Source organism: Hymenobacter humi (assembly GCF_042665855.1).
Lineage (GTDB): Bacteria > Bacteroidota > Bacteroidia > Cytophagales > Hymenobacteraceae > Hymenobacter > Hymenobacter humi.
The window spans coordinates 3,713,403-3,732,910 of record NZ_JBHTEK010000001.1 but is presented as its reverse complement, the minus strand read 5'-3'; the positions used below and the strand labels follow the sequence as shown (position 1 = coordinate 3,732,910).

Sequence of the window (19,508 nt, the reverse complement as noted above, 5' to 3'; positions counted from 1 at the left end):
AAAGGAAGGATAGAAGGCTTCGGTTGGGCTGAGGGCGTTTCAGCCCAAGCAGATGAGGTTATTCGTCTTCGTCGGGCAGGGCTTGCCAAAACGCCAGCACGGAGGGCGACAGCCGGGCGCTGAGAAAATCGGTGAGGGAATACCCGCGCTTTTCCAGCAAAAACCGCTTGAAATCCGGGATGGAGCGGGCCGAGGCCAGGCCGCGGGATTCGGCGTGGGCGCGGCGCCCGGCGGGCAGGGTGGCCAGCCACGCGGCAAACTCGGCGTGCGTGGCCTGCACGTTGCGGGCTTCGCGGTAGTAGAGGTACGTGGTGAATGCAATGTCACCAAGGGCGCCCTGGGGCATGGCGAAATTCATGTTCATATTCATCTGGTAGCATTAACAGTGGTTTCCCGGCGCATCCGTCCTGGCCGGGCAGCCCCCGTGGAACTGGTGCAAAGGTCCGGCGGTGTTTCCCGCAGTTTCTCCCACCAAATACGGGTTGTGGCTGAACCATTTACTTAAAATGCCCTACGAACTAATCGCGCCTGGCCCGGGCGCTTGCGCTGGCCGCGCGCTACTTCTGCACCACCCGGATGCTCACGCGGCGGTTTACGGAGCGCCCCTCGGGCGTTTTGTTCGTCATCACGAAGTAGCGCGGGCCGTAGCCCTTGGCCTGCAGCCGGCTGAGGGGGACGCCGCGGCGGACCAGGGCCAGCATGGTGGCGCGGGCGCGGTCGTCGCTGAGCCGGTAGTTGAGCTGGGCATCGCCGGTGCTGTCGGTGTAGCCCCCGATTTTGACCACTGCGTTCGGAAACGAATTCAGAATCCGGGCCACGTTGCCCAGGCTGCTCGGCCGATTCCGGGGTGAGCGTCGCCCGGCTGGTTTCGAAGTTTACCCGGTCGAAGTTTATCCAGCCCTTGGTCCGGTTCACGCTATCGACCTGCTCGCCGGACTGCAGGAAGGTGTACAGCCGGTTTTCGGTGGAGTTGATGCCCACTTTCTGGGTGGTGCCGTTGGCCAGTTTCAGCTCAATGGGCCGGCCGGTGTCGTAGATGTACCGGTCGCGCCTCCGGTCGTAGCGGCCGGCCAGGGCCACCTCAGTAGGCGCGGACTCGGGGCGCCGGACCCCGGCTGCCGCCCCCGGCCCCGCGGCGGACGCCGGGCTGGCAGGGTTTGGCGCGGGGCTGGTTACGGCATCGGTGGTTGTCGTGGCGCTGGTTGAGGTCGCGGGCGGTTGTTGGGCAAAGTAGCCGCGCCCAAAAAGTACCCCAGGCACACGGCCAGCAGCAGGAGCGCGCCCCACTCCCAGCGCAGCCCCGAGCGGGCTTGCGGGGCGAAGGCCGGCTCGGCGGTGGGCCGCGACCAGGGCGCTGCGGCGTGCAGGGCCGGCGCCGCGGCGGGCTGCCGGGTGGGGTGGCGCGCGTGCTCCGCCAAAGACGGGGAAGCGGGCTGCACCAGCGCCGTTTCGATGGCATCTTTCAGCAGCACCGACCCGATGCTGTCCTTTTGGCTGCGCAACCATTCGGTGAGCTCACCCGGCCCGAGGTTGTTTTCCGTGGCCTCTTTGCCCATCACGCCCAGCACCGCCGTGGCCACTACCTGCATGAGCGTGCCGCTGGCCGTGGGCCGAATGCCAACGGCCACCGCCAGGCCTGGTTGACGGTGCTGCGGTAGGTGTCGCCCAGCAGGTCGAGCAGCAGGTTGGTGCCCGGGTCGCTCCAGTTCGAGGCCGGGGACTTCGACAGCTGCTTGAGTACCTCCGCCGTGTCGGCGGCCTGCACCAGGTCGAGCAGCACCTCGGGCGCAAAGCCGCGCTCTACCCGGTTCAGCAGGCCTTTGAGCACCAGCGGCACCGCTTTGTTCAGCGCTTTGCGGGTGCTGGGCTCGGGCTCGTCCACCACGGCGCTCAGTTGAGCCACCACGTTGCTGGTAAAACACGATTTCACCTTTTCAACCAAATCGTTTTTCATGGAAGTAAGCGGATAGAGATGGACAGCCCGCAGGCCGTGGCGAAGTAATATTTTTCGATTAAACCCGTGTTATTGAATAGGTTACTATAAGGGTATCGACTTTGTAGAACGCGGCTGTGTAATAAAAGTGGAGTGTCTGGTACTGAGGTTTAGAAAGTCATGTACGGCCTGCGCCGCAACTTAAATGCAGCTGCTTGTGCCGGGAACGAAAAATATACGCAGGTTTAGCCCAACGTCTGCTTATACGAATTTGATAGGTATGAGAGAGGGGCGAGCAAGGCGCGATTCGGGCAGAACCATGTGCTTCGAAAAGCTGCTCACAGCCAAAGGGTACGGCCCCCGCCGGAAACTGCCCAACGAGGACGCGGGCCGGCTAAAAATCCTGCCCGCCGCGCTCGGTTTTTCGGGCTGGGGTTTCCGTACGGGCCCCGTTGATCTTACTTTTGGGTTGCCATGAACGACCCGGAAATCCGCGCTTTGCTCTACCCGCTGCTCACGGGCGGCGTGTACGTCGACGAGCTGCCCACCGGCACCACCCGCGCCGATGTGGTGCACATCACGCCCGCCTTCATGCACGGCTACGAAGTGAAGGGCGACGGCGACACCCTGCAGCGCGTGGCCAACCAGCCTGCGCTGCTACGGCGAAGTCTACGATTTCGTGACCTTCGTGGTCACCGAAAAGCACCTAATCAAGCTGCTGCCCCTGCTGCCCGAGTGGGTGGGTGTGCTGGTGGCCTCGGCCGAGGGCCTGCGCCCCCACCGCGCCGCCGGCTACAACGCCACCGTGGAGCGCGCGCCCATTGCCGGCCTGCTGTTGCTGGAGGAAGTGAAGCAGTTTCTGCTGGCGCGGGGCCTGGCCGGCGTGAGCACGCTGCGGAGCCGCGAAGTGGGCCACTTCCTGCGCACCACCCACACGGTGCCGCTTTCCTGCCTGGCCCAGTACGTGCGCGACCGCCTCATTGCCCGCCTGCCCGAGCGCCTGCTCATGCGCGCCGAGCGCAAGGCCGAGCGCGAGCGGCTGCCGCCCCGCAGGAAAAGGCGAAGCGCAGAAAGCCGGCTCCACGCAAAAAGGCTCGGGCTGTCTAGCAGTACGGGCTTTTTGTAGCTCAATAATTCAACGCTACTTCTTTTTCAAGGCAGCCGCCACGGCTTGGTTCAGGAGCGGCTCCATCACGCGGTAGCCGGCCAGGTTGGGGTGTACGCCGTCTTCGCCGTACACTTTTTCAGGCCCTGCTGCTCATCGGCCAGGGCCGTGTGGTAGTCGAGGTACACGCAGCCAGTCTTGGCCGCGTAGGCTTTGATTTGCTGGTTTAAGGCCACGATTTTGGGCGCGGTGTTCAGGCCTTTGCGCCACCAGAAGTCGGCCGCTGGGGGCACTGAGCACAGCACCACCCGGATGCGGTGGGCCTGGGCCAGCTCCACCATGCTCATGATGTTGTTTAGGGTATTCTGCGGGTTGTAGGGGCCGTTGTTTTCGGCCACGTCGTTGGTGCCAATGAGCAGCACCACCACGGCGGGGCGCAGGTCAATAACGTCCTGCCGGAAGCGCAGCAGCGTCTGCCCCGACGTCTGCCCGCTTATTCCGCGCCCAATGTAGCCATAGGGCTTGCCGGCAAAGAAGGCGGAATCGGCTTTGGGCCAGCCCTCCGTGATGGAGTTGCCCAGCAGCACCACGCGGGGTGTGCCGGCTTTGGGCGCGGGTAGTCGCTGGTTGGCTCCGGCGTAGCGCTGCAGGTTGGGCCAGTCGTTGTGCAGCAGGTATTCCCGCTGCCGGGTGTAGGCTTCGTCGGCTGCTTTTTTGGCCTCGGCGGTGGTGAGCTGCTGGGCCTGGGCGGCTACAGGGGCGAGTAAGACTCCACAGAAGAAAAGTCCGGCTTTAAAGGCTTGCGTAACCGTCATAGCAAGGGTATAAACGCTGTTATAAAACAGTTGAAAAAAGTCTGTCATGCTGACGAAGGAAGCATCTTCTCACCGTGGAACGAGTCGTTCTAACCTGAGAAGATGCTTCCTTCGTCAGCATGACAGACGATTAAGGGCACACCCGACGACGAGAGGTTACAGTAGCCCGTTAGTTCACCACCATCGTCATAATGGAATGCGCCGCCGACGTGGTTTTGGCGGCCTGCCCGTTCATCCAAAGCTGGAAATCCAGGGGTTTGTCGGTCTGGTTCATCACCACCACGGCCACGCTGCCATCGGGGTTGCGGAAGGCGGTGGTTTGCAGCACGTCGCGGTTGGAGGAGCTGCTGATGCGCTTGGCGCCGGGCCGGATGAACTTCGAGAAGTGGCCGATGTAGTAGTAGGCGTTGGTGTAGATGAGCTTGCCCGCCTTCGTATCGCCGATGATGGGGGCGTAGCAGAAGTTGCCCACGTGGTTGGGCCCGCCGGTTTCGTCGAGCAGCACGTTCCAGTCGGTCCAGCCCACGGTGCCGGCGTTGAAGTCGCCAATCATCGACTGGCCGTACTTCTCGCCCAGGTCCCAGCGGTTTACCTTGTCCAGTTCAAACTTTTCCAGGCAGCCTTCGGTGAAAATCAGGTTTTTGTCGGGGTAGGTTTCGTGCACGCGCTTTACGTTGTCGAAGAGCATGGCGCTGCCGGTCCAGGTTTCGTACCAGTGGTAGCCGATGCCCCAGACGTACTTGGCGGCCTGCGGGTCGTCGAGCACGGCGCTGGCGCGCTGCACCAGCAGGTCGCGGTTGTGGTCCCAGGCAATGAGCTTGCGGTTGCCCAGGCCGCCCTTTTGCAGGGTGGGCCCGAGGTAGCCTTTGATGAAATCCCGCTCTTCCTCGCCGGTGAATATGCAGGACTCCCACCGCTGCGTGGCCATGGGCTCGTTTTGCACCGTGAGGCCCCACACGGGGATGCCCTGCTGCTCGTAGGCCTTGATGAACTTCACGTAGTAGTCGGCCCAGGCCTGGCGGTACTGGGGCAGCAGCTTGCCGCCTTTGAGCATGGTACCGTTGTCTTTCATCCAGGCGGGCGGGCTCCAGGGGCTCACGTACAGCGTGAGCTTGCCCCCGGCGGCGGCCATGGCCTGCTTGATAAATGGAATGCGGAACTGCTCGTCGTGCTTCACGCTGAAGGTTTTCAGCGCCACGTCTTTGTCGGCCACGTAGGTGTAGCTGCCGCTCGAAAAGTCGGAGCTGTGGATGCTGGTGCGCGCCAGCGTGTAGCCAATGCCGGCCGTGGGGCTGTAGTACGCCCGCAGAAACTCCTGCTGCTGGGCCTTGGGCAGCTTGGCAAAGGTTTCGGCCGAGGCATCGGTGAGCGCCCCGCCAATGCCCAGCATGGTTTGAAAGGCATGGGCCGGGTCCACAAACACGCACACCTGGGTTTCCAGCGGCTGCCCCGCCGGCTGAAACGCCAGGGCTTCGCCCGCGGCCAGCCGCTGGGCGGTACCCGCCGCCGTGGTGTAGACCTTGGCCTGTTTGCCGGCCGCCGAAAAGGCCGCGCTGGCAGTGGGCTTGCTGGCTTTTGAGCCGCGGCGCTGCCCACGCTCAACGCCGACAGCACCAGTAAAGAAAGGAATTTTTGAACCATGGGCGGCAAGGTAGGCAACTAGATATATAGTGCCATCTTACCACACGTAGGTGCCCACGGCGCCGGCGGGTAGCTTAGCAGCCAAGCGCTTTCCCCGGTGGCCGATGTTGAAGGCCTGGGCGGCCGGCCCGTCGTTGTACACAACCACCACGCGGCCGCCCGTGGGGGTCCGGAACGCGACATTGGGCAGCGTGGCCGGCGCGGTGGAGGCAATGCGCACGCTGCCCGGCCGCACAAACTTGCTGGCGTGGGCAATGATGTAGTAGGCCGGGTTGCGGGTCACGGCGTTGCCGGCCAGGGTCAGGGCGCCGAGGCACTCGGTGCAGCCGCCGGGCGTGTGCGGTTGTTGCTGCGGGTCGGCGGCCAGGTTCCATTCCAGCACGGTGCGGGCCCAGTTGCGCGTGGCCCCGATAACGAGCGTTTTGGTGTGCCAGGCCAGGTCGCCGGCAAACTTGCCGGGTGCCCCAATCCACTGCTCGGTGAAGTACACGTGCTTGTCGGGATGGGCGGCGTGCACCTGGCTCAGCGCCTCGATTTTGCCACCGTACAGATGAAATGCCGAGCCGTCGACGTACTGCCGGGCCTCCGCGTCGTTGAGCACGGCAATGGGGTAGTCGGGCCGGTCGGCGTTGTGGTCGTAGGCGATGATTTTGGTGTCCAGCTTCGCGGCGCGGAAGGCAGGCCCCAGGCTGCGCTTGATGAACTCGGCCTGCTGCTCGGCCAGCATGAGCAGGCTGGGGTTGTTGCCGGGGTGCAGCGGCTCGTTTTGGATGGTAATGGCATCGATGCGCACGCCCTCGGCCTTCATGCCCTGGATGTATTTGACGAAGTACTGGGCGTAGGCGTCGTACCACTCGGGCTTGAGGCTGCCGCCTTTGGAGCTTTCGTTGGTCTTCATCCAGGTCGGCGGCGACCACGGCGAGCCCATCAGCTTGAGCTGGGGATTGATGGCCAGAATCTCCTTGAGCACCGGAAGCAGGTGCTCGCGGTCGGGCGCCAGGCTGAATTGGGCCAGGGTGGGGTCGGTGTGCCCGGCGGGCAGGTCGTCGTAGCTGAACACCCGGCCGTCGAGGTCCGACGCGCCGATGCTCAGGCGCAGGTAGCTCACGCCGATGTTGGTGTCGTCGGTGGCAAACAGCTCCCGCAGCAGCTTGGCGCGGGCCCCGGCGTCCATCTGGTGCAGCAGCATCGCGCTGCCGCCCGTGAGGCAGTACCCAAACCCGTCGATGGTCTGAAACGCCTGCGCATCGTCTACCGCAATGGTTGGGTTGGCGTTCGGGCGCTCATCAAAGGTCAGCCGGCCGGGCTGCTTCTGGAACAACGCCGATTTGTCCGCAGTGGTGAGCCACAGCTGCGCGCCCGAGGACGGCGCGGGCTTTTGGGCGCGGGCGCCCGCCGCCAGCAGGGCAAAGGCCAGCAGCAGCCAGCGGGAGGAGGAAGCACCATGCAGTTGAGCTGAATCAGGCCGTTGGAAAGGCTGAATGTAGCGCAGCGCTGCCGGTCTGGCACTTAATCACCCCCGGTTGTTTGCTCAAACCGATTGGCATGGAAGCAAAAAGTCCCGGCGCGCATGCGACCGGGACTTTTTGCTGTAGAGAGAGGACTCGAACCTCTAATTGTACTAGCGAGATAGGCTAGCGCGTCTGCCAGTTCCGCCACCCCACATTGTGTTCTTATGTAAAAGTAAGCAATCAATCCGCCGAATGAAAGCAAAGAGGCAATATTAATTTTTAGTTAACATTCTGTTTGTGAGATATTTTGCCACAAACGATTGTGGCCCTTCCATCGCCCAACCCCGCCCAATACGCGGGAAACGCACGTCGCGCTTTACGCACCCCGCCTTTTACCTTTGATAGAATAAATAGCTAAAATAGTGAGTGAAAATCTCATTCGCAAAATCATCCATTTGGACATGGATGCCTTTTATGCATCTGTGGAGCAGCGTGACAACCCTGACTTGCGGGGCCGGCCCGTGGCGGTGGGCGGCGCCCGGGAGCGGGGCGTGGTAGCGGCCGCCAGCTACGAGGCCCGCAAATTCGGCGTGCGCTCGGCCATGCCCTCCACCACGGCCCTGCGCAAGTGCCCGGACCTGGTGTTTGTGTCGCCGCGCTTCGACGTGTACAAGGAGGTGTCGCGGCAGATTAGGGCCATTTTTGCCGAGTACACCCCGCTCATTGAGCCGGTGTCGCTCGACGAGGCCTACCTCGACGTGACCCACAACCTGAAAGAGCTGGCCTCAGCCACCCAGATTGCGCGGGAAATCCGGGCCAAAATCCTCGACGCCACCCAGCTCACCGCCTCGGCGGGCATTTCCTACAATAAGTTCCTGGCCAAGCTGGCTTCCGATTACCGCAAGCCCAACGGGCAGTTTGTGGTGCGGCCCGAGCAGGGGCTGGCCTTTGTGGAGGGCCTGGCGGTGGGCCAGTTCCACGGCGTGGGGCCGGTTACGGCAGCCAGGATGAACCAGGCGGGTATTTTCACCGGCGCCGATTTGCGGCAGCAGTCGGCCGAGTTTCTAAAGCAGCAGTTTGGTAAGGCGGGGCACTACTACTTTGCCATTGCCCGCGCCCAGGACCACCGCCCCGTGGTGGCCGACCGCCTGCGCAAGTCGGTGGGCTCCGAAACCACCTTTGCGCAGGACTTAACCCTGTTTCCGGACCTGCTGGACGGCCTACGGTCCTCGCTCGAAGAAGTGTGGGAGTTCTGCCAGCGCACCGGCATTCTGGGCCGCACCATCACCCTCAAGGTGAAGTTTGCCGACTTCCAGCAAATCACGCGCAGCCGCAGCAGCGTGGGCCCCATTCCCAGCCAGGCCGTGCTCGAGCGCATCTGCAAGGAGTTGGTCGAGTCCCTGTTTCCGCTGGAAAAAGGCGTGAGGCTGCTGGGCGTGTCGCTCTCCAACCTGAGCAACGGCCAGCAAGCCGCCGGCCGCCAGCTGACGCTGAGCTTTTAGGGAAAAGTTGAGAAGCCTCGCGCGGGGGAGAACCTCACCCCCGGCCCCTCTCCATAAGAGAGGGGAGCCAAGGCACAAGTGTTTAGCTCAATTTTAAATCAAAAGGCCCAGCTCAATTGAGCCGGGCCTTGCCTATCTCTAACGTCAGGCTCCCCTCTCTTTTGGAGAGGGGCCGGGGGTGAGGTTCTCCCCGCGCGAGGTTCCGCGAAGTGCTATATGACAGATGCCCAATGAATTTCTCCCCTCGATTCACTGTTAATTCAAATATGCTCCTGCGGTAAAACGGGCCAGGCAGAAGTCCAACGCAGCGTTCCGTAGCCGGGCCCGGTATATTTAAGATTACGAATGGCTACTTTTCGCAACCTTATGGGTGGCTTTTTGACTTTAACCCGATACTTGGTGCGATTCTAGCACAACGGCTGTCACCTTTTGCACCCAGGGCTGCTCTTTAGGCGGCGCGGCCCCAGGCCGGCGCTCCGTATTCTTTCTCCGAAATTCTTCCTCGTATGCAAGCTTCCCGATTCAAGCTAGGACTTTATTCGACCGTGGCCCTGCTGGGGCTGGCTTCTTACTCAGTGTACCAGGGCACGCCCACGCGCGACCAGGTGGTGCTCGGCACCATGCTGCAGGGCCTGAGCATGGCCCACTACCAGCCCGAAAAGCTGGACGACAAGTTTTCGCAGCGCGTGTTCGACCTCTACCTCAAGCGCGTCGACGTGAACAAGCAGCTGCTGCTGGCGCCCGAAGTGGCCCAGCTCCAGCAGTTCCAAACCAAGATAGACGACCAGCTGCGGGCCGGCTCGCACCAGTTTCTGGACGCCACCAGCCAGCTGCTGAGCAAGCGCACCCTCGAGATTCAGGCGCTGTACCGCCAGATTCTGGCCAAGCCTTTCGACTTCTCGGTACAGGAAAACTGGGAAACCGACCCCGCCAAAGCCACTTACGCCCCCACGGCCGCGGCCCAGCGGGAGCAGTGGCGCAAGCTGCTCAAGTACCAGACCCTCGCGCAGCTCTCGGAGCTGATGGACGAGGAAACCCTCAAAAAGGACAAGCCGCTGGCCACCACCAAGAGCGGCACGTCGGCTGCGGCCACCTCGGAGCTGCCGAGCACGCCTGCCCAAATGGAAGCCGAAGCCCGCAAGCGCGTGCTGAAGTACTACGACGAGTCGTTTGCCGACCAGCTGCAAGTGGACGCCGATGACCGCCTGGCCGAGTTTGCCAACGTCATTGCCAACACCTACGACCCGCACACTGAATACTTCGCGCCCATTGCCCGCGACAACTTCGACATTGCCATGTCGGGCCGCCTCGAAGGCACCGGCGCCCTGCTGCAGGAAGACGCCGGCCACCTGAAAGTGACCGACATCGTGGCCGGTTCGGCCTCGGCGCGCCAGGGCGAGCTCAAGGTGGGCGATATCATCCTGCGCGTGGCCCAAGGCGCTGCCGAGCCGGTGAGTGTGGAAGGCATGCGCTTCGAGAAAGCCGTGAAGCTGATTCGCGGGCCCAAGGGCACGGAAGTGCGCCTGACGGTGCGCAAGCCCGACGGCGCTGTCCTGGTTATCCCCATCATTCGCGACGTGGTGGTGATTGAGGAAACCTACGCCCAGTCGGCCATTGTCAAGCGCGACGGCCGCAACTACGGTTACATCCATCTGCCCGGCTTCTACGCCGATTTCGGCCGCAAAGGCGGCCGCAGCAGCGCCGCCGACGTGAAAGCTGAGCTGGCCAAGCTGAGCAAGGAAAACGTGGCCGGTGTGGTGCTCGACCTGCGCTACAACGGCGGCGGCTCCTTGCAAGATGCCGTAGAAATGGGCGGCCTGTTTGTGCCCAGCGGCCCCATGGTGCAGGTAAAAGACAGCCGCAGCCCCGCCGTGGCCCTCGCCGACCAGGACCCGCAGGTGCAGTACGGCGGCCCGCTGGTGGTGCTGGTGAACAAGTACAGCGCTTCTGCCTCCGAGATTCTGGCCGCGGCCATGCAGGACTACCGTCGCGGTGTTGTAATGGGCAGCACCACCTACGGCAAAGGCACGGTGCAGCAGGTATTTGACCTCGACAAGGCCGTGTCGCCAGAGCTCAAGGACCTCAAGCCCCTGGGCTCGCTCAAGCTCACCCTGCAGAAGTTCTACCGCGTCAACGGCGGCTCGACCCAGTTCAAAGGGGTGGTGCCCGACATCACGCTGCCCGATGCGCTCACGTCGTACGCCAAGGGCGAGCAGGAAGCCGAGTATGCCCTGAAGTGGGACGAAATCACCCCGGCCAAATACCAGCCCACCAACAGCGTGGTGGCCCTCGACAAGCTGCGCGCGGCCAGCGCCGCGCGCGTGGCCAGCAGCCCTGGCTTCCGCCTCATCACCCAGGCCGCCGACCGCGCCACCGCCCGCCGCAAGCAAACCAACCTTTCGCTGAACCTGGCCGCCTACCGCACCTTGCAGCAGCAGGCCCGCAACGCCAACAAGCTGCAGACCGCCGCGCAAAATGCTCTGGCGGTGCTCGAGGTAGCTCAACTCACGGCCGACGCCAGTGTGGCCAGCACCGACTCCATCGCGGCCAAGCGCAGCGCCCGCTTCCTCAAGCCCCTGCGCCGCGACCCAGCGCTGGCCGAAGCCGTGGCCGTGATTGGGGACGGGCTCAAGTAAGCCCACTCACCAACCAAAAAACGCCCCCGCTGCACCACGCAGCGGGGGCGTTTGCATTCGGCGTGAGCGGCCGGGCCTTACTGAAGGGTGGAAGCAGAACGGCTGCTGAAATTGTGTTTTCTTGCTTCCTGCAGGTTACTTACACCACAGGCCCGGTTTTGCGTATGTAATCAGCTCAACACTGGCGTTGTGTCTACCTTCGTTATATGCCTGATTCTGCCGCTGTTTCTACATTTATCCCAGCCGACCTCCGGGACCATTTTCCGCTCGATGACCTGTTGCTGGGTTTGCTGGAAACCTCGCTGCAGGGCGTGGCGCTTTATACGCCGGTGCGGGCGGCCAGCGGCGAAATCGTCGATTTCACCATCGATTACCTTAACCCCACGGCCCAGCGCATGCTGCAGCAGCCGGCCCAGCCGGCCGGCACGTACCTGGAGCACTTCCCGCACACCATCGAAACCGGCGTTTTTGCCTTCCACTGCGAGGCCTTCGAGTCGGGCGAGCCGGCGCGGATGGACGTCAACTACCAGGGCGACGGCCTCGACAACTACTTCCGGCTCTCGGCCCGGCGGGTGGGGCGGGGGCTGCTGGTAAGCTTCAGCGACACGGCCCACCACACCCGCACCGCCGTGGAGCTCTCCTTGCGCGAAAGCCAGGCCCGCGAGCGCGCCGCCCTGGCCGAAGCCCAGGGCCAGCGCGCCACCCTGCACGAAACCTTCATGCAGGCCCCGGCCATGATTTGCATCTTCGCGGGCCCCGAGCACGTGTTTGAGCTGGCCAACCCATTGTACCAAACGCTGGTGGGCAACCGGCCGCTGCTGGGGCGCTCCGTACGCGAGGCCATGCCCGAGCTGGAAGGCCAGTCCATTTTTGGCCGGCTCGACGAGGTGTACCGCACCGGCGAGACCTTTCGGGCCAACGAGATGCTCGTGCAGGCTCGACCGCGGCAACGCAAACCCGGCCGAGCTTGAAAAGCGGTACTACAACTTCATCTACCAGGCCCGGCACAACGCCAGCGGCGCCATCGACGGCATCATTGTGTTTGCCTTTGAGGTAACAGACCAGGTGGTTGCCCGGGAGCAGCTGACGGCTACCGAGCGCGCAAACGCGCTGATAAACCAGGAGCTGGCCGCCGCCAACGAAGAGCTGCAGGTGGCCAACGAGGAAATCCGGTCCAGCAACGACGACCTGTTCCGGGCCAAGCTCCGCTTACGGGAGCTGAACCAGGAGCTCGAAGCCCGGGTGCACGACCGCACTGCCCGCCTGCAGCAGGCCCAGGCCGAAACCGAGCGCCAGCGCGCGCGCCTGGAGCGGTTTTTTATGCAGGCCCCGGCCGCCATCTGCATCCTCGACGGGCCCGAGCCTGGTGTTCGAGCTGGTGAACCCCGCCTACCAGGCCCTGTTTCCGAGCCGCGAGCTCCGGGGCCAGCCCATTCTCGAGGCCTTGCCCGAAATCGCCGACCACGAAGTGTACCGCACGTTCCGGGAGGTCTACAACACCGGCCAGACCCGCGAAGAAGCCAGCATGCTGATTCCCTGGCCCGCCCCGAAGACGGGGTGCTGGAAAACCGCTACTTCGACTACATCCAGCAGGCCCGCTTCGACGAAGCCGGGCGCATCGATGGGGTGCTGGTGTTTGCGTTTGAGGTGACGGAGCAGGTGGAGGCCCGGCGGCGCGCCGACGCCCTGCAGGCGGCCGCGCTCGAAGCGTCGGAGCAGGCGGTGCAGCAGCGCGAAACCCTCTACCAGGTGTTTGAGCAAACGCCGGCCAGCGTGGCCATTCTGCGCGGGCCCGAGCACCGGTTCGAATACCTGAACCCCGGCTACCAGGCCCTGTTTCCGGGCCGGCAGCTGCTGGGGCTGCCGCTGGCCGAGGCCCTGCCCGAAACGGTGGAATTTGGCTTTCTGGCGCTGCTCGACCAGGTGTACACCACCGGCGAGCCGTTTTTTGGGGCCGAGCTGCCCCTGCAGTCGCGCGATGCCGCCGGCAACCTGCTCCCCGAGGCCTTCTTTACCTTCACCTACCAGGCCTACCACGACGGCGGCGCGGTGGTGGGCGTGTCCATCTTCGCCTTCGACGTGACCGAGCAAGTGCTGGCCCGCCAGCAGACCATTGTGCTGCAGGAAGAAGTGCGGCAGCGCGATGCCCAGCTGCAGGCCCTGTTTGAGCAGGCGCCCGTGGCTATTGCGGTGTTGCGCGGGCCCGAGTTCGTGGTGGAGCTGGCCAACGACGGCATGGCCGCCCTGTGGGGGCATACCCGCGAAGAAGTGCTGGGCAAGCCGCTGCTGCAGGGCATGCCCGAGATACGCGGCCAGGGCTTTGAGCAGCTGCTGGCAGGCGTGATGAGCTCGGGCGAGGCGTTTGTGGCCCAGGAACAGGCCGTGGAGCTATTGCGCCACGGCCAGGCTCGCAACCCTGTATGTGAACTTTGTGTACCAGCCCCTGCGCAACAGCGACGGCCAGATTACGGGCGTGGCCGTGGTAGCCACCGACGTGAGCGAGCAGGTGGCCGCCCGCCAGGCTCCTGGCCCGGGCCAATGCCGAAATGACCGCCGCCAACTTGGCCGTGAGCGCCCGCAACGAGGAACTGGCCGCGGCCAACCTGCAGCTCACGCGCACCAACCAGGACCTCGACAATTTCGTGTATGCCGCCAGCCACGACCTCAAGCAGCCCGTCAACAACCTGGCGGGGCTGTTCGACGAGATGCGCCAGTCCACCGTGTTCACCGACCCCGAGGAGAAGGAGCTGCTCGTGCCCATGGTCGACGATGCCCTGCGCCGCTGGCCACCACCATCAACGACCTGGCCACCGTGGGCCAAGTGCAGCGCCTCCCGGATTTGGAAGCCGAAACCGTGGTGATGGACGAGCTAACCCAGGAAGTGCTGCAAACCCTGCAGCCGCAGGTGCAGGCCGCCCGCGGGCGCATCACCACCGATTTTTCGGCCCGGTCCACCGTCACCTACGCCCGTTCCAACCTGCGCACCATTCTGCTCAACCTGCTCAGCAACTCCCTCAAATACGCCGACCCCGCCCGGCCCTGCCGCGTGCACCTCTCCATGTGGGTGCAGGAAGGCCGGCCCGTGCTGATGGTGGAAGACAACGGTCTCGGTTTCGATTTGCAGCGCCACCGCGGCGAGCTGTTTCATCTCTTCCGTCGCTTCCACGACCACACCGAAGGCACGGGCGTGGGCCTCTACCTCATCAACCGCATTGTGCAAAGCAACGGCGGCCGCGTGGAGGTCGAAAGCGAAGTTGGCGAAGGCACGACGTTCCGAGTGTTTTTGTAGGTGATGAGTAGACGCTCCTTCTTCCCCGTGGCCCGGGCGCCAAACAAGGCTTCCAAGCCTTAGGCTACTCGGAAGCAGGGAATAAACCGGTATTTCCGCTTTTCTGCTTTCTGGTTTTCAAATACAAGCAGGTGAGAACCGGGAATCCTAGAAAATACAACGCCATCATCAAAATCGAAACCGCCGTGCCCGGGCTGGTGGGGTCGGCCTCGTAAGTCTTGATTAATAATTGAGGGCCAAGGCTTTTGTCCTGTGAGAAAAGGATGCTGAAAACGAAATCGACGCCGAAATGCAAGGAAAAAGGGAGGTAGACGGACGCTGTTTTAGCAAAGGCCAAAGCCCACACGAACCCGGCCACACCGGTTGTGAAGAAGGTAACAGCCATGGCCGTCGGCTGCGAGAATAGATTCCACGAAAACCAATGATAAACGCCGAAGGCAACAGCAGAGGCAAGTGCTGCTTTCGTCGTACCCAGCCGTTTTATCAGGATGTAAAGTATTGCTCCGGTAAAAATCAGATTTTCGAAAGCTACTGATTTTAATAAGTACCACACACCCACAAAAAACTCCTTGCTCGTGTAGTTGGGGTTAGCGTGGTAGGGATTGTGGCCCAGATAGGAGAGGGCGGAAAACAGGACGGTAAAGTAGACGACTGGCATCAGTAGACCAATTACAAAGTCTTTCACCCGGGCATTGGTTGGCGCAAGGCCTAGCGCGCTAAGGTCTTGTTTTTCGAAGGCCCTCAGCAAGACCCAGGAAATAAGAAGCTGTACGAGAATGCCTGCCATGCGCTGCTACAATTATGGCAAAATAGCAACACTGCCTTCTAATCGCGACTGTCTGAGGAACAGGAAGAAGTGTGAGGAGACCTAATCCAGTCACCACCTCGGCAAGGCCCTCAATTAATTGGCTTTATGGGAATCCAGATTTCCTCTTCGGAGCCGGGCCCGTTGTGCTTGTACTTTTCGCCCAGCAGGCTCGAAATGCGGCCGGTCATCCAGGGAGTAGCCGGAGGCAGGTAGCCAGGTTTCGAAGATGTAGCGAAATGCCTGGTCGGGTGTACGGTCGTCGGCGCAGTGCAGGAATACGGCGTAGAGCCCGCCGGGCAGCGTAGTGGTTTCCATGCCCGGCGGGACATTGCCGGAGGCTGCCACTGCCACGGCAGCCCATTTTTCAAACTCCACAGTTGGGTTGAAATCATTGAAATACCCGGGCCCGTACAGCTGCATGGAGTACAGATCGGGGCCTAGCGGATGAAGAATTTCCCTGCGCCGGGGCATGAAGTTTTGCCATAGCTCGCGCGTTCTATCGGCCGCCAACGACATGGTCAGGCGCTGGCCGATTAGCTGCGTTTCGGCCAATTGTTCTATTCTTGGTTCCATATCGAAAGCTAAGGGCAGGAGCAGGAATTGAGCTGGCCCTGCACCCGCCAGGCGTCAGCTGCCAGGGAAATGGCCGAGCTTTGCACTGCGCAAACGCCCGGTTTCTTTTATCCCACGCTGCTATGAAAGCCTTCATTTTCGACCTCAACGGTACCATGATTCACGACATGGAGTACCACACCCGCGCCTGGCAATACCTGTTTAATAATGACCTGGGCGGCCAGTTTACCTGGGATGAAGTGAAGCCGCAGATGTACGGCAAAAACCAGGAAGTGCTGGTGCGCATGTTCGGCCCCGACCGGTTTAGCGCAGCCGAAATGGACCGGTTATCCCTCGAAAAGGAGCGGCGCTACCAGCAGGAGTTTCTGCCGCACCTGCAGCTGCTGCCGGGCCTGCCGGCGTTTCTAGAAAGCGCCCACCAGCGCGGCATTCCCATGGCCATCGGCTCGGCGGCCATTCCGTTCAACATCGACTTCGTGCTCGATAACCTGAACATCCGGCACTACTTCCAGACCATTGTGAGCGCCGATGACGTGGAGTTGAGCAAGCCCAACCCCGAAACTTTCCTCAAGGCTGCCGCGCAGCTGGGAGTTGAGCCGGCCCGCTGCCTCGTGTTCGAAGACGTGCCCAAAGGCGCGGAAGCCGCGCACAATGCCGGCATGAAAGCCGTGGTGCTCACCACCACCCACGAACAGGCCGAGTTTGGCCACCTGGCCAACGTGCTGCATTTCGCCCCGGATTTCACCGACGGATTTATGCGTGCACTGGTGTAGTATGGCCCGGCTCGGGCGGGTGCCCAGCGCTAGTAGTCGAAGGCAGCGCGGTGCTTTTCAATGAACTGCCGCCACCGCACGGGCTCCCGCCCCGCAATGCCGGGGAAGTTGTCGAACACGTCGTCGGCGCCCGGCAGGGTGTGGGCGGCGTAGCGCTTGTAGTGGTCGTACACACAGTGCATGTAAGCCATTTCGGCCCCGGCAGCCCGCATGTTTTCCAGAAATACTTCCGGCGCTACCGGCTCGTAGCGGAAGGGCTTGCCCAGCACATCGGCCATGAGGGCCGCGATTTCGTGGTAGGATTTGGCGTCGTAGCCCAGCCGGTAGGTGTGGCCGGCGTGGCGCTCGGGGTGCAGCAGCGCCTGCGCGGCGGCCAGGGCCACGTCTTCGGCATCGACCCAGCTCAGGCGGGCATCACCCACAAACTGCCGGATGAGGCCCGCCTGCACCACCTGGGTGCCGCCGTAGCTCAGCAGGTTCTGCATGAAGGTTTCGGGGCGCAGGTGGGTGAAGGAAAAGCCGCGCCACTCAATGTAGCGCTCCACCAGGCCGGTGCCAGGCCCAGTGCGCCACGGTGGTATCGTCGGGGCCGCAGGCGCCCAGGTGCACCACGTGGCGCACGCCGGCCAGGTGGGCCTGGTCGAGAAAGGCCTTGCTCTGGCGCAGCATGTCCACGGTGTAGCCCGTCACGAGCAGCACGCGGTCGATGCCGGCCAGGGCGGGGGCCAGGGTTTCCTCGCGGTCAAAATCAAGCAGCACGCTGCGAATGCCCTGGGCCTGAAAAGCTGCCGCCTGGGCGGGGAGCGCACGGCTGCCACCAGCGTAATGGTATCGTCGGTGCGGAGGCGGCGTAGCGTGTCGCCGCCAATCTGGCCGGTGGCGCCGGTAATGAGGACGGTGGGTTTGGAGCTGGGCATTGGGCTGGAAAAGGGGAGAGCCCATAACGGCTGAAGCAGGCGGCATGTTTTAACTCAACCCGCCCCGCGTTCGTTGGGCTAGGGCGCTACCACCTGCACCCGCACGGCCGAAGCTTGCTTGGCGTCGTGGTAGAGCCGGATAGTAGCCTTCTGGAAATCCTTGGCCTCAGCTTTGGAGATGCTAACAAACTTCTGCGGGTTGCGGTCTACCAGCGGAAACCAGGTGCTTTGCACCTGCACCATGAGGCGGTGGCCTTTCCGGAAAGTGTGGAGCACGTCGGGCAGGCTCGTATTTTACTTCGGTGGGCTGGTTGGGCTGGAAGGCCTCAGGCTTTTCGAAGCTGTTGCGGAAGCGGCCGCGCATCACCTCGGCGCGCACCAGGCGCTGGTAGCCCGCCATTTGCAGCTTTTTGGGGTTGGGCACCGGAGCGGGCGCATCGGCGGGCAGCACGTCGATGACCTTCACGATGAAGTCGGCATCGGTGCCGGAGGTGCTCACGAAAAGGTCGGCCGTGATGGGGCCGGCCAGGGTGAGGTCTTCGGTGAGCGGCTCGGTCTGGAAGGTCAGTACGTCGGGGCGCTTGGCAGCGAAGCGCTGGTCTTCAATCATGTACTCGTTGTTCCGTTCGCCGTGCACGCCGTGGGTGTAGGGCACGGGGTTGGCCGGGTCGCTCACGTACTGGGTGGGCTTGGCGGAGGTAGTGGGCGCGGTGAAAGCCAGGCGGCCGGCTTCCTGGAAATACAGCATGCGCGTTTCATTGGCCGCCGGGGGCCAGGCCGGGTAGGTTTTCCACTCGTTGGTGCCGGTGTTAAACACGGTGGCTTCGGAGGGATTGAAGCTGCCTTTGTCCTTGAGGTAGAAGTTGAAAAACGGTGTTTCCAGCGAGTCGCGGAAGGTTTGGGAGGCGTTGCTGCCGAAGCTCAGCGGCCCGAATTTGCTCCATTCGGGGCGGGCCCAGGCGCCGTGGGTCCAGGGGCCCATCACGAGGCGGTTGGTAGCGCCGGGGTTTTGCTTTTCGATGGCCTGGTAGGTCGCCAGGGCGCCGAACAGGTCTTCGGCATCGAACCAGCCGCCCACCACCAGCACCGCGGGTTTCACGCCGGTGAAGGCCGGGCGAATGTTGCGCTGCTGCCAGTAGGCGTCGTAGGTTTCGTGCTGCAGGTACTCGTTCCAGATGCGCGCCCGGTTGTTGAAGTACTTGGGCCCGTTGGCGTTTTTGATGGGGCCGAGGCTCAGGAAAAACTTGTAGGCGTCCTTAGGCTCAAACTTGAACAGCTCCTTGTATTCGGCCACGGGCTTGGGCCGCGGCACGTCGAAGTAGTTGGTAAAGCCGAAGTTGTCGAGCAGGAAAAACGCGCCCTTGTGGCGGGCGTCGTCGCCCAGAAACTCATCCGTAACCGGCGCCTGCGGCGACACCGCTTTCAGGGCCGGGTGGGCATTGGGTAAAGCCGCCGAGGCGTAGAAGCCGGGATAGGAAATGCCCATCATGCCCACGCGCCCGTTGTTGCCGGGGAGGTTCTTGAGCAGCCACTCAATGGTGTCGTAGGTGTCGGTGCTCTCGTCGTGGGCTGGGCCGGGGGTGGCAGTTGAGCCGGTGTTGGCGGCGGTCAGCACGGGCGTCATCTCCTCAAACCGGCCCTCGCTCAGGTAGCGGCCGCGTACATCCTGGTACACGAAAATATATTTTTCCTGCGAAAGCTCCCGGCTGAAGCCCGGCCCCTGGGTGCGGTACTTTTTCTCCCCGTACGGCCCGGCCGAGTAGGGCGTGCGCTGCATCAGAATCGGGTACGGCGAGGTGGCGGAGGCATCCCTGGGCACGTAAATCACCGTGTAGAGCTTCACACCGTCGCGCATCGCAATCTGGCGGTCCAGCTTGGTGTAGTTGGCCCGCACAAACACAGAATCCTGGGCGCGGGTGGGGGCCTGGGCCTGGGCAGTAGCAGCCAAGCCAGCGGCCAGCAAAGCGGAGGTAACAACGGTGCGAATCATGCAGCAAAGAACGGTGTAGGAACGCGCCTTGGCGCGTTCAATCGTTGAACAATTTAGCCGCCGTCGTTCTGCCTG

The 19,508-nt window shown here is 62.9% G+C and carries 22 protein-coding genes and 1 tRNA gene; 9 read left to right on the top strand and 14 right to left on the bottom strand.

What is annotated here, in order from left to right:
- Window positions 1-58: 58 nt before the first annotated feature.
- Complete coding sequence (locus ACFQT0_RS20980) at window positions 59-358, bottom strand: hypothetical protein (RefSeq protein ID WP_380205053.1); 300 nt, start codon at window positions 356-358, stop codon at window positions 59-61.
- Between the two features lie 199 nt (window positions 359-557).
- Window positions 558-827 carry an OmpA family protein gene (locus ACFQT0_RS20975; RefSeq protein WP_380206092.1) on the bottom strand — a complete coding sequence of 90 codons (270 nt, stop codon included), beginning with the start codon at window positions 825-827 and terminating at the stop codon, window positions 558-560.
- A gap of 20 nt (window positions 828-847) precedes the next feature.
- Here ACFQT0_RS20975 and ACFQT0_RS20970 point away from each other — a divergent pair, with 20 nt between their 5' ends.
- A complete protein-coding gene (locus ACFQT0_RS20970) occupies window positions 848-1,036 on the top strand; it encodes a hypothetical protein (RefSeq protein WP_380205052.1) in 189 nt (62 codons plus the stop codon).
- Window positions 1,037-1,172: 136 nt separating this feature from the next.
- Here the strand turns inward: ACFQT0_RS20970 and ACFQT0_RS20965 are convergent, their stop codons facing one another.
- Window positions 1,173-1,628, bottom strand: coding sequence for a hypothetical protein (locus tag ACFQT0_RS20965; RefSeq protein ID WP_380205051.1), 456 nt, complete (start codon window positions 1,626-1,628; stop codon window positions 1,173-1,175).
- Window positions 1,580-1,954: a DUF937 domain-containing protein gene (locus ACFQT0_RS20960; protein WP_380205050.1), complete on the bottom strand. Its 375-nt coding sequence runs from the start codon at window positions 1,952-1,954 to the stop codon at window positions 1,580-1,582. The genes ACFQT0_RS20965 and ACFQT0_RS20960 overlap by 49 nt, the downstream gene beginning before the upstream one ends.
- Window positions 1,955-2,612: 658 nt before the next feature.
- On the opposite strand from ACFQT0_RS20960, the gene ACFQT0_RS20955 reads away from it, so the two are divergent.
- Window positions 2,613-3,059 carry a hypothetical protein gene (locus ACFQT0_RS20955; RefSeq protein WP_380205049.1) on the top strand — a complete coding sequence of 149 codons (447 nt, stop codon included), beginning with the start codon at window positions 2,613-2,615 and terminating at the stop codon, window positions 3,057-3,059.
- A gap of 65 nt (window positions 3,060-3,124) precedes the next feature.
- Here the strand turns inward: ACFQT0_RS20955 and ACFQT0_RS20950 are convergent, their stop codons facing one another.
- The 4 genes from ACFQT0_RS20950 to ACFQT0_RS20935 form a co-directional block, all read right to left on the bottom strand.
- Complete coding sequence (locus tag ACFQT0_RS20950; protein WP_380205048.1) at window positions 3,125-3,853, bottom strand: GDSL-type esterase/lipase family protein; 729 nt, start codon at window positions 3,851-3,853, stop codon at window positions 3,125-3,127.
- Between the two features lie 169 nt (window positions 3,854-4,022).
- Complete coding sequence (locus ACFQT0_RS20945) at window positions 4,023-5,282, bottom strand: glycoside hydrolase family 30 protein (RefSeq protein ID WP_380205047.1); 1,260 nt, start codon at window positions 5,280-5,282, stop codon at window positions 4,023-4,025.
- Window positions 5,283-5,531: 249 nt separating this feature from the next.
- A complete protein-coding gene (locus ACFQT0_RS20940; RefSeq protein WP_380206091.1) occupies window positions 5,532-6,944 on the bottom strand; it encodes a glycoside hydrolase family 30 protein in 1,413 nt (470 codons plus the stop codon).
- Window positions 6,945-7,083: 139 nt separating this feature from the next.
- Window positions 7,084-7,159 (bottom strand) — tRNA-Asp (locus ACFQT0_RS20935).
- 208 nt (window positions 7,160-7,367) lie between these two features.
- On the opposite strand from ACFQT0_RS20935, the gene dinB reads away from it, so the two are divergent.
- The 6 genes from dinB to ACFQT0_RS20905 all read left to right on the top strand — a co-directional run bounded on the left by dinB (window position 7,368) and on the right by ACFQT0_RS20905 (window position 14,372).
- Complete coding sequence (gene dinB, locus ACFQT0_RS20930; protein ID WP_380205046.1) at window positions 7,368-8,447, top strand: DNA polymerase IV; 1,080 nt, start codon at window positions 7,368-7,370, stop codon at window positions 8,445-8,447.
- A 506-nt stretch (window positions 8,448-8,953) separates the two neighbouring features.
- Complete coding sequence (locus ACFQT0_RS20925) at window positions 8,954-11,083, top strand: carboxy terminal-processing peptidase (protein ID WP_380205045.1); 2,130 nt, start codon at window positions 8,954-8,956, stop codon at window positions 11,081-11,083.
- 206 nt (window positions 11,084-11,289) lie between these two features.
- Window positions 11,290-12,054: a hypothetical protein gene (locus ACFQT0_RS20920; protein ID WP_380205044.1), complete on the top strand. Its 765-nt coding sequence runs from the start codon at window positions 11,290-11,292 to the stop codon at window positions 12,052-12,054.
- On the top strand, window positions 11,954-13,633 hold the full coding sequence (locus ACFQT0_RS20915) for a PAS domain-containing protein (RefSeq protein WP_380205043.1): 1,680 nt from the start codon (window positions 11,954-11,956) through the stop codon (window positions 13,631-13,633). Before ACFQT0_RS20920 ends, ACFQT0_RS20915 begins: the two co-directional genes overlap by 101 nt.
- Window positions 13,630-13,944 carry a hypothetical protein gene (locus tag ACFQT0_RS20910; protein ID WP_380205042.1) on the top strand — a complete coding sequence of 105 codons (315 nt, stop codon included), beginning with the start codon at window positions 13,630-13,632 and terminating at the stop codon, window positions 13,942-13,944. The genes ACFQT0_RS20915 and ACFQT0_RS20910 overlap by 4 nt, the downstream gene beginning before the upstream one ends.
- On the top strand, window positions 13,896-14,372 hold the full coding sequence (locus ACFQT0_RS20905) for an ATP-binding protein (protein ID WP_380205041.1): 477 nt from the start codon (window positions 13,896-13,898) through the stop codon (window positions 14,370-14,372). The genes ACFQT0_RS20910 and ACFQT0_RS20905 overlap by 49 nt, the downstream gene beginning before the upstream one ends.
- A gap of 64 nt (window positions 14,373-14,436) precedes the next feature.
- Here the strand turns inward: ACFQT0_RS20905 and ACFQT0_RS20900 are convergent, their stop codons facing one another.
- Together ACFQT0_RS20900 and ACFQT0_RS20895 are read right to left on the bottom strand one after the other, a co-directional pair.
- Window positions 14,437-15,159 carry a CPBP family intramembrane glutamic endopeptidase gene (locus ACFQT0_RS20900; RefSeq protein ID WP_380205040.1) on the bottom strand — a complete coding sequence of 241 codons (723 nt, stop codon included), beginning with the start codon at window positions 15,157-15,159 and terminating at the stop codon, window positions 14,437-14,439.
- Between the two features lie 114 nt (window positions 15,160-15,273).
- Window positions 15,274-15,753, bottom strand: coding sequence for a GyrI-like domain-containing protein (locus ACFQT0_RS20895; RefSeq protein WP_380205039.1), 480 nt, complete (start codon window positions 15,751-15,753; stop codon window positions 15,274-15,276).
- A 122-nt stretch (window positions 15,754-15,875) separates the two neighbouring features.
- Between ACFQT0_RS20895 and ACFQT0_RS20890 the strand changes: the two genes are divergently transcribed.
- On the top strand, window positions 15,876-16,526 hold the full coding sequence (locus ACFQT0_RS20890; RefSeq protein WP_380205038.1) for an HAD family hydrolase: 651 nt from the start codon (window positions 15,876-15,878) through the stop codon (window positions 16,524-16,526).
- Window positions 16,527-16,555: 29 nt separating this feature from the next.
- On the opposite strand, the gene ACFQT0_RS20885 is transcribed toward ACFQT0_RS20890, so the two are convergent.
- From ACFQT0_RS20885 to ACFQT0_RS20870, 4 genes are read right to left on the bottom strand one after another with little or no spacing between them, the layout of a single operon-like run.
- Window positions 16,556-17,071 carry an NmrA family NAD(P)-binding protein gene (locus ACFQT0_RS20885; RefSeq protein ID WP_380205037.1) on the bottom strand — a complete coding sequence of 172 codons (516 nt, stop codon included), beginning with the start codon at window positions 17,069-17,071 and terminating at the stop codon, window positions 16,556-16,558.
- Window positions 17,055-17,468: an NAD(P)H-binding protein gene (locus ACFQT0_RS20880; RefSeq protein WP_380205036.1), complete on the bottom strand. Its 414-nt coding sequence runs from the start codon at window positions 17,466-17,468 to the stop codon at window positions 17,055-17,057. Before ACFQT0_RS20880 ends, ACFQT0_RS20885 begins: the two co-directional genes overlap by 17 nt.
- A 53-nt stretch (window positions 17,469-17,521) precedes the next feature.
- Complete coding sequence (locus tag ACFQT0_RS20875; RefSeq protein ID WP_380205035.1) at window positions 17,522-17,686, bottom strand: hypothetical protein; 165 nt, start codon at window positions 17,684-17,686, stop codon at window positions 17,522-17,524.
- Window positions 17,625-19,433: a CocE/NonD family hydrolase gene (locus tag ACFQT0_RS20870; protein ID WP_380205034.1), complete on the bottom strand. Its 1,809-nt coding sequence runs from the start codon at window positions 19,431-19,433 to the stop codon at window positions 17,625-17,627. The genes ACFQT0_RS20875 and ACFQT0_RS20870 overlap by 62 nt, the downstream gene beginning before the upstream one ends.
- Window positions 19,434-19,508: the final 75 nt, after the last annotated feature.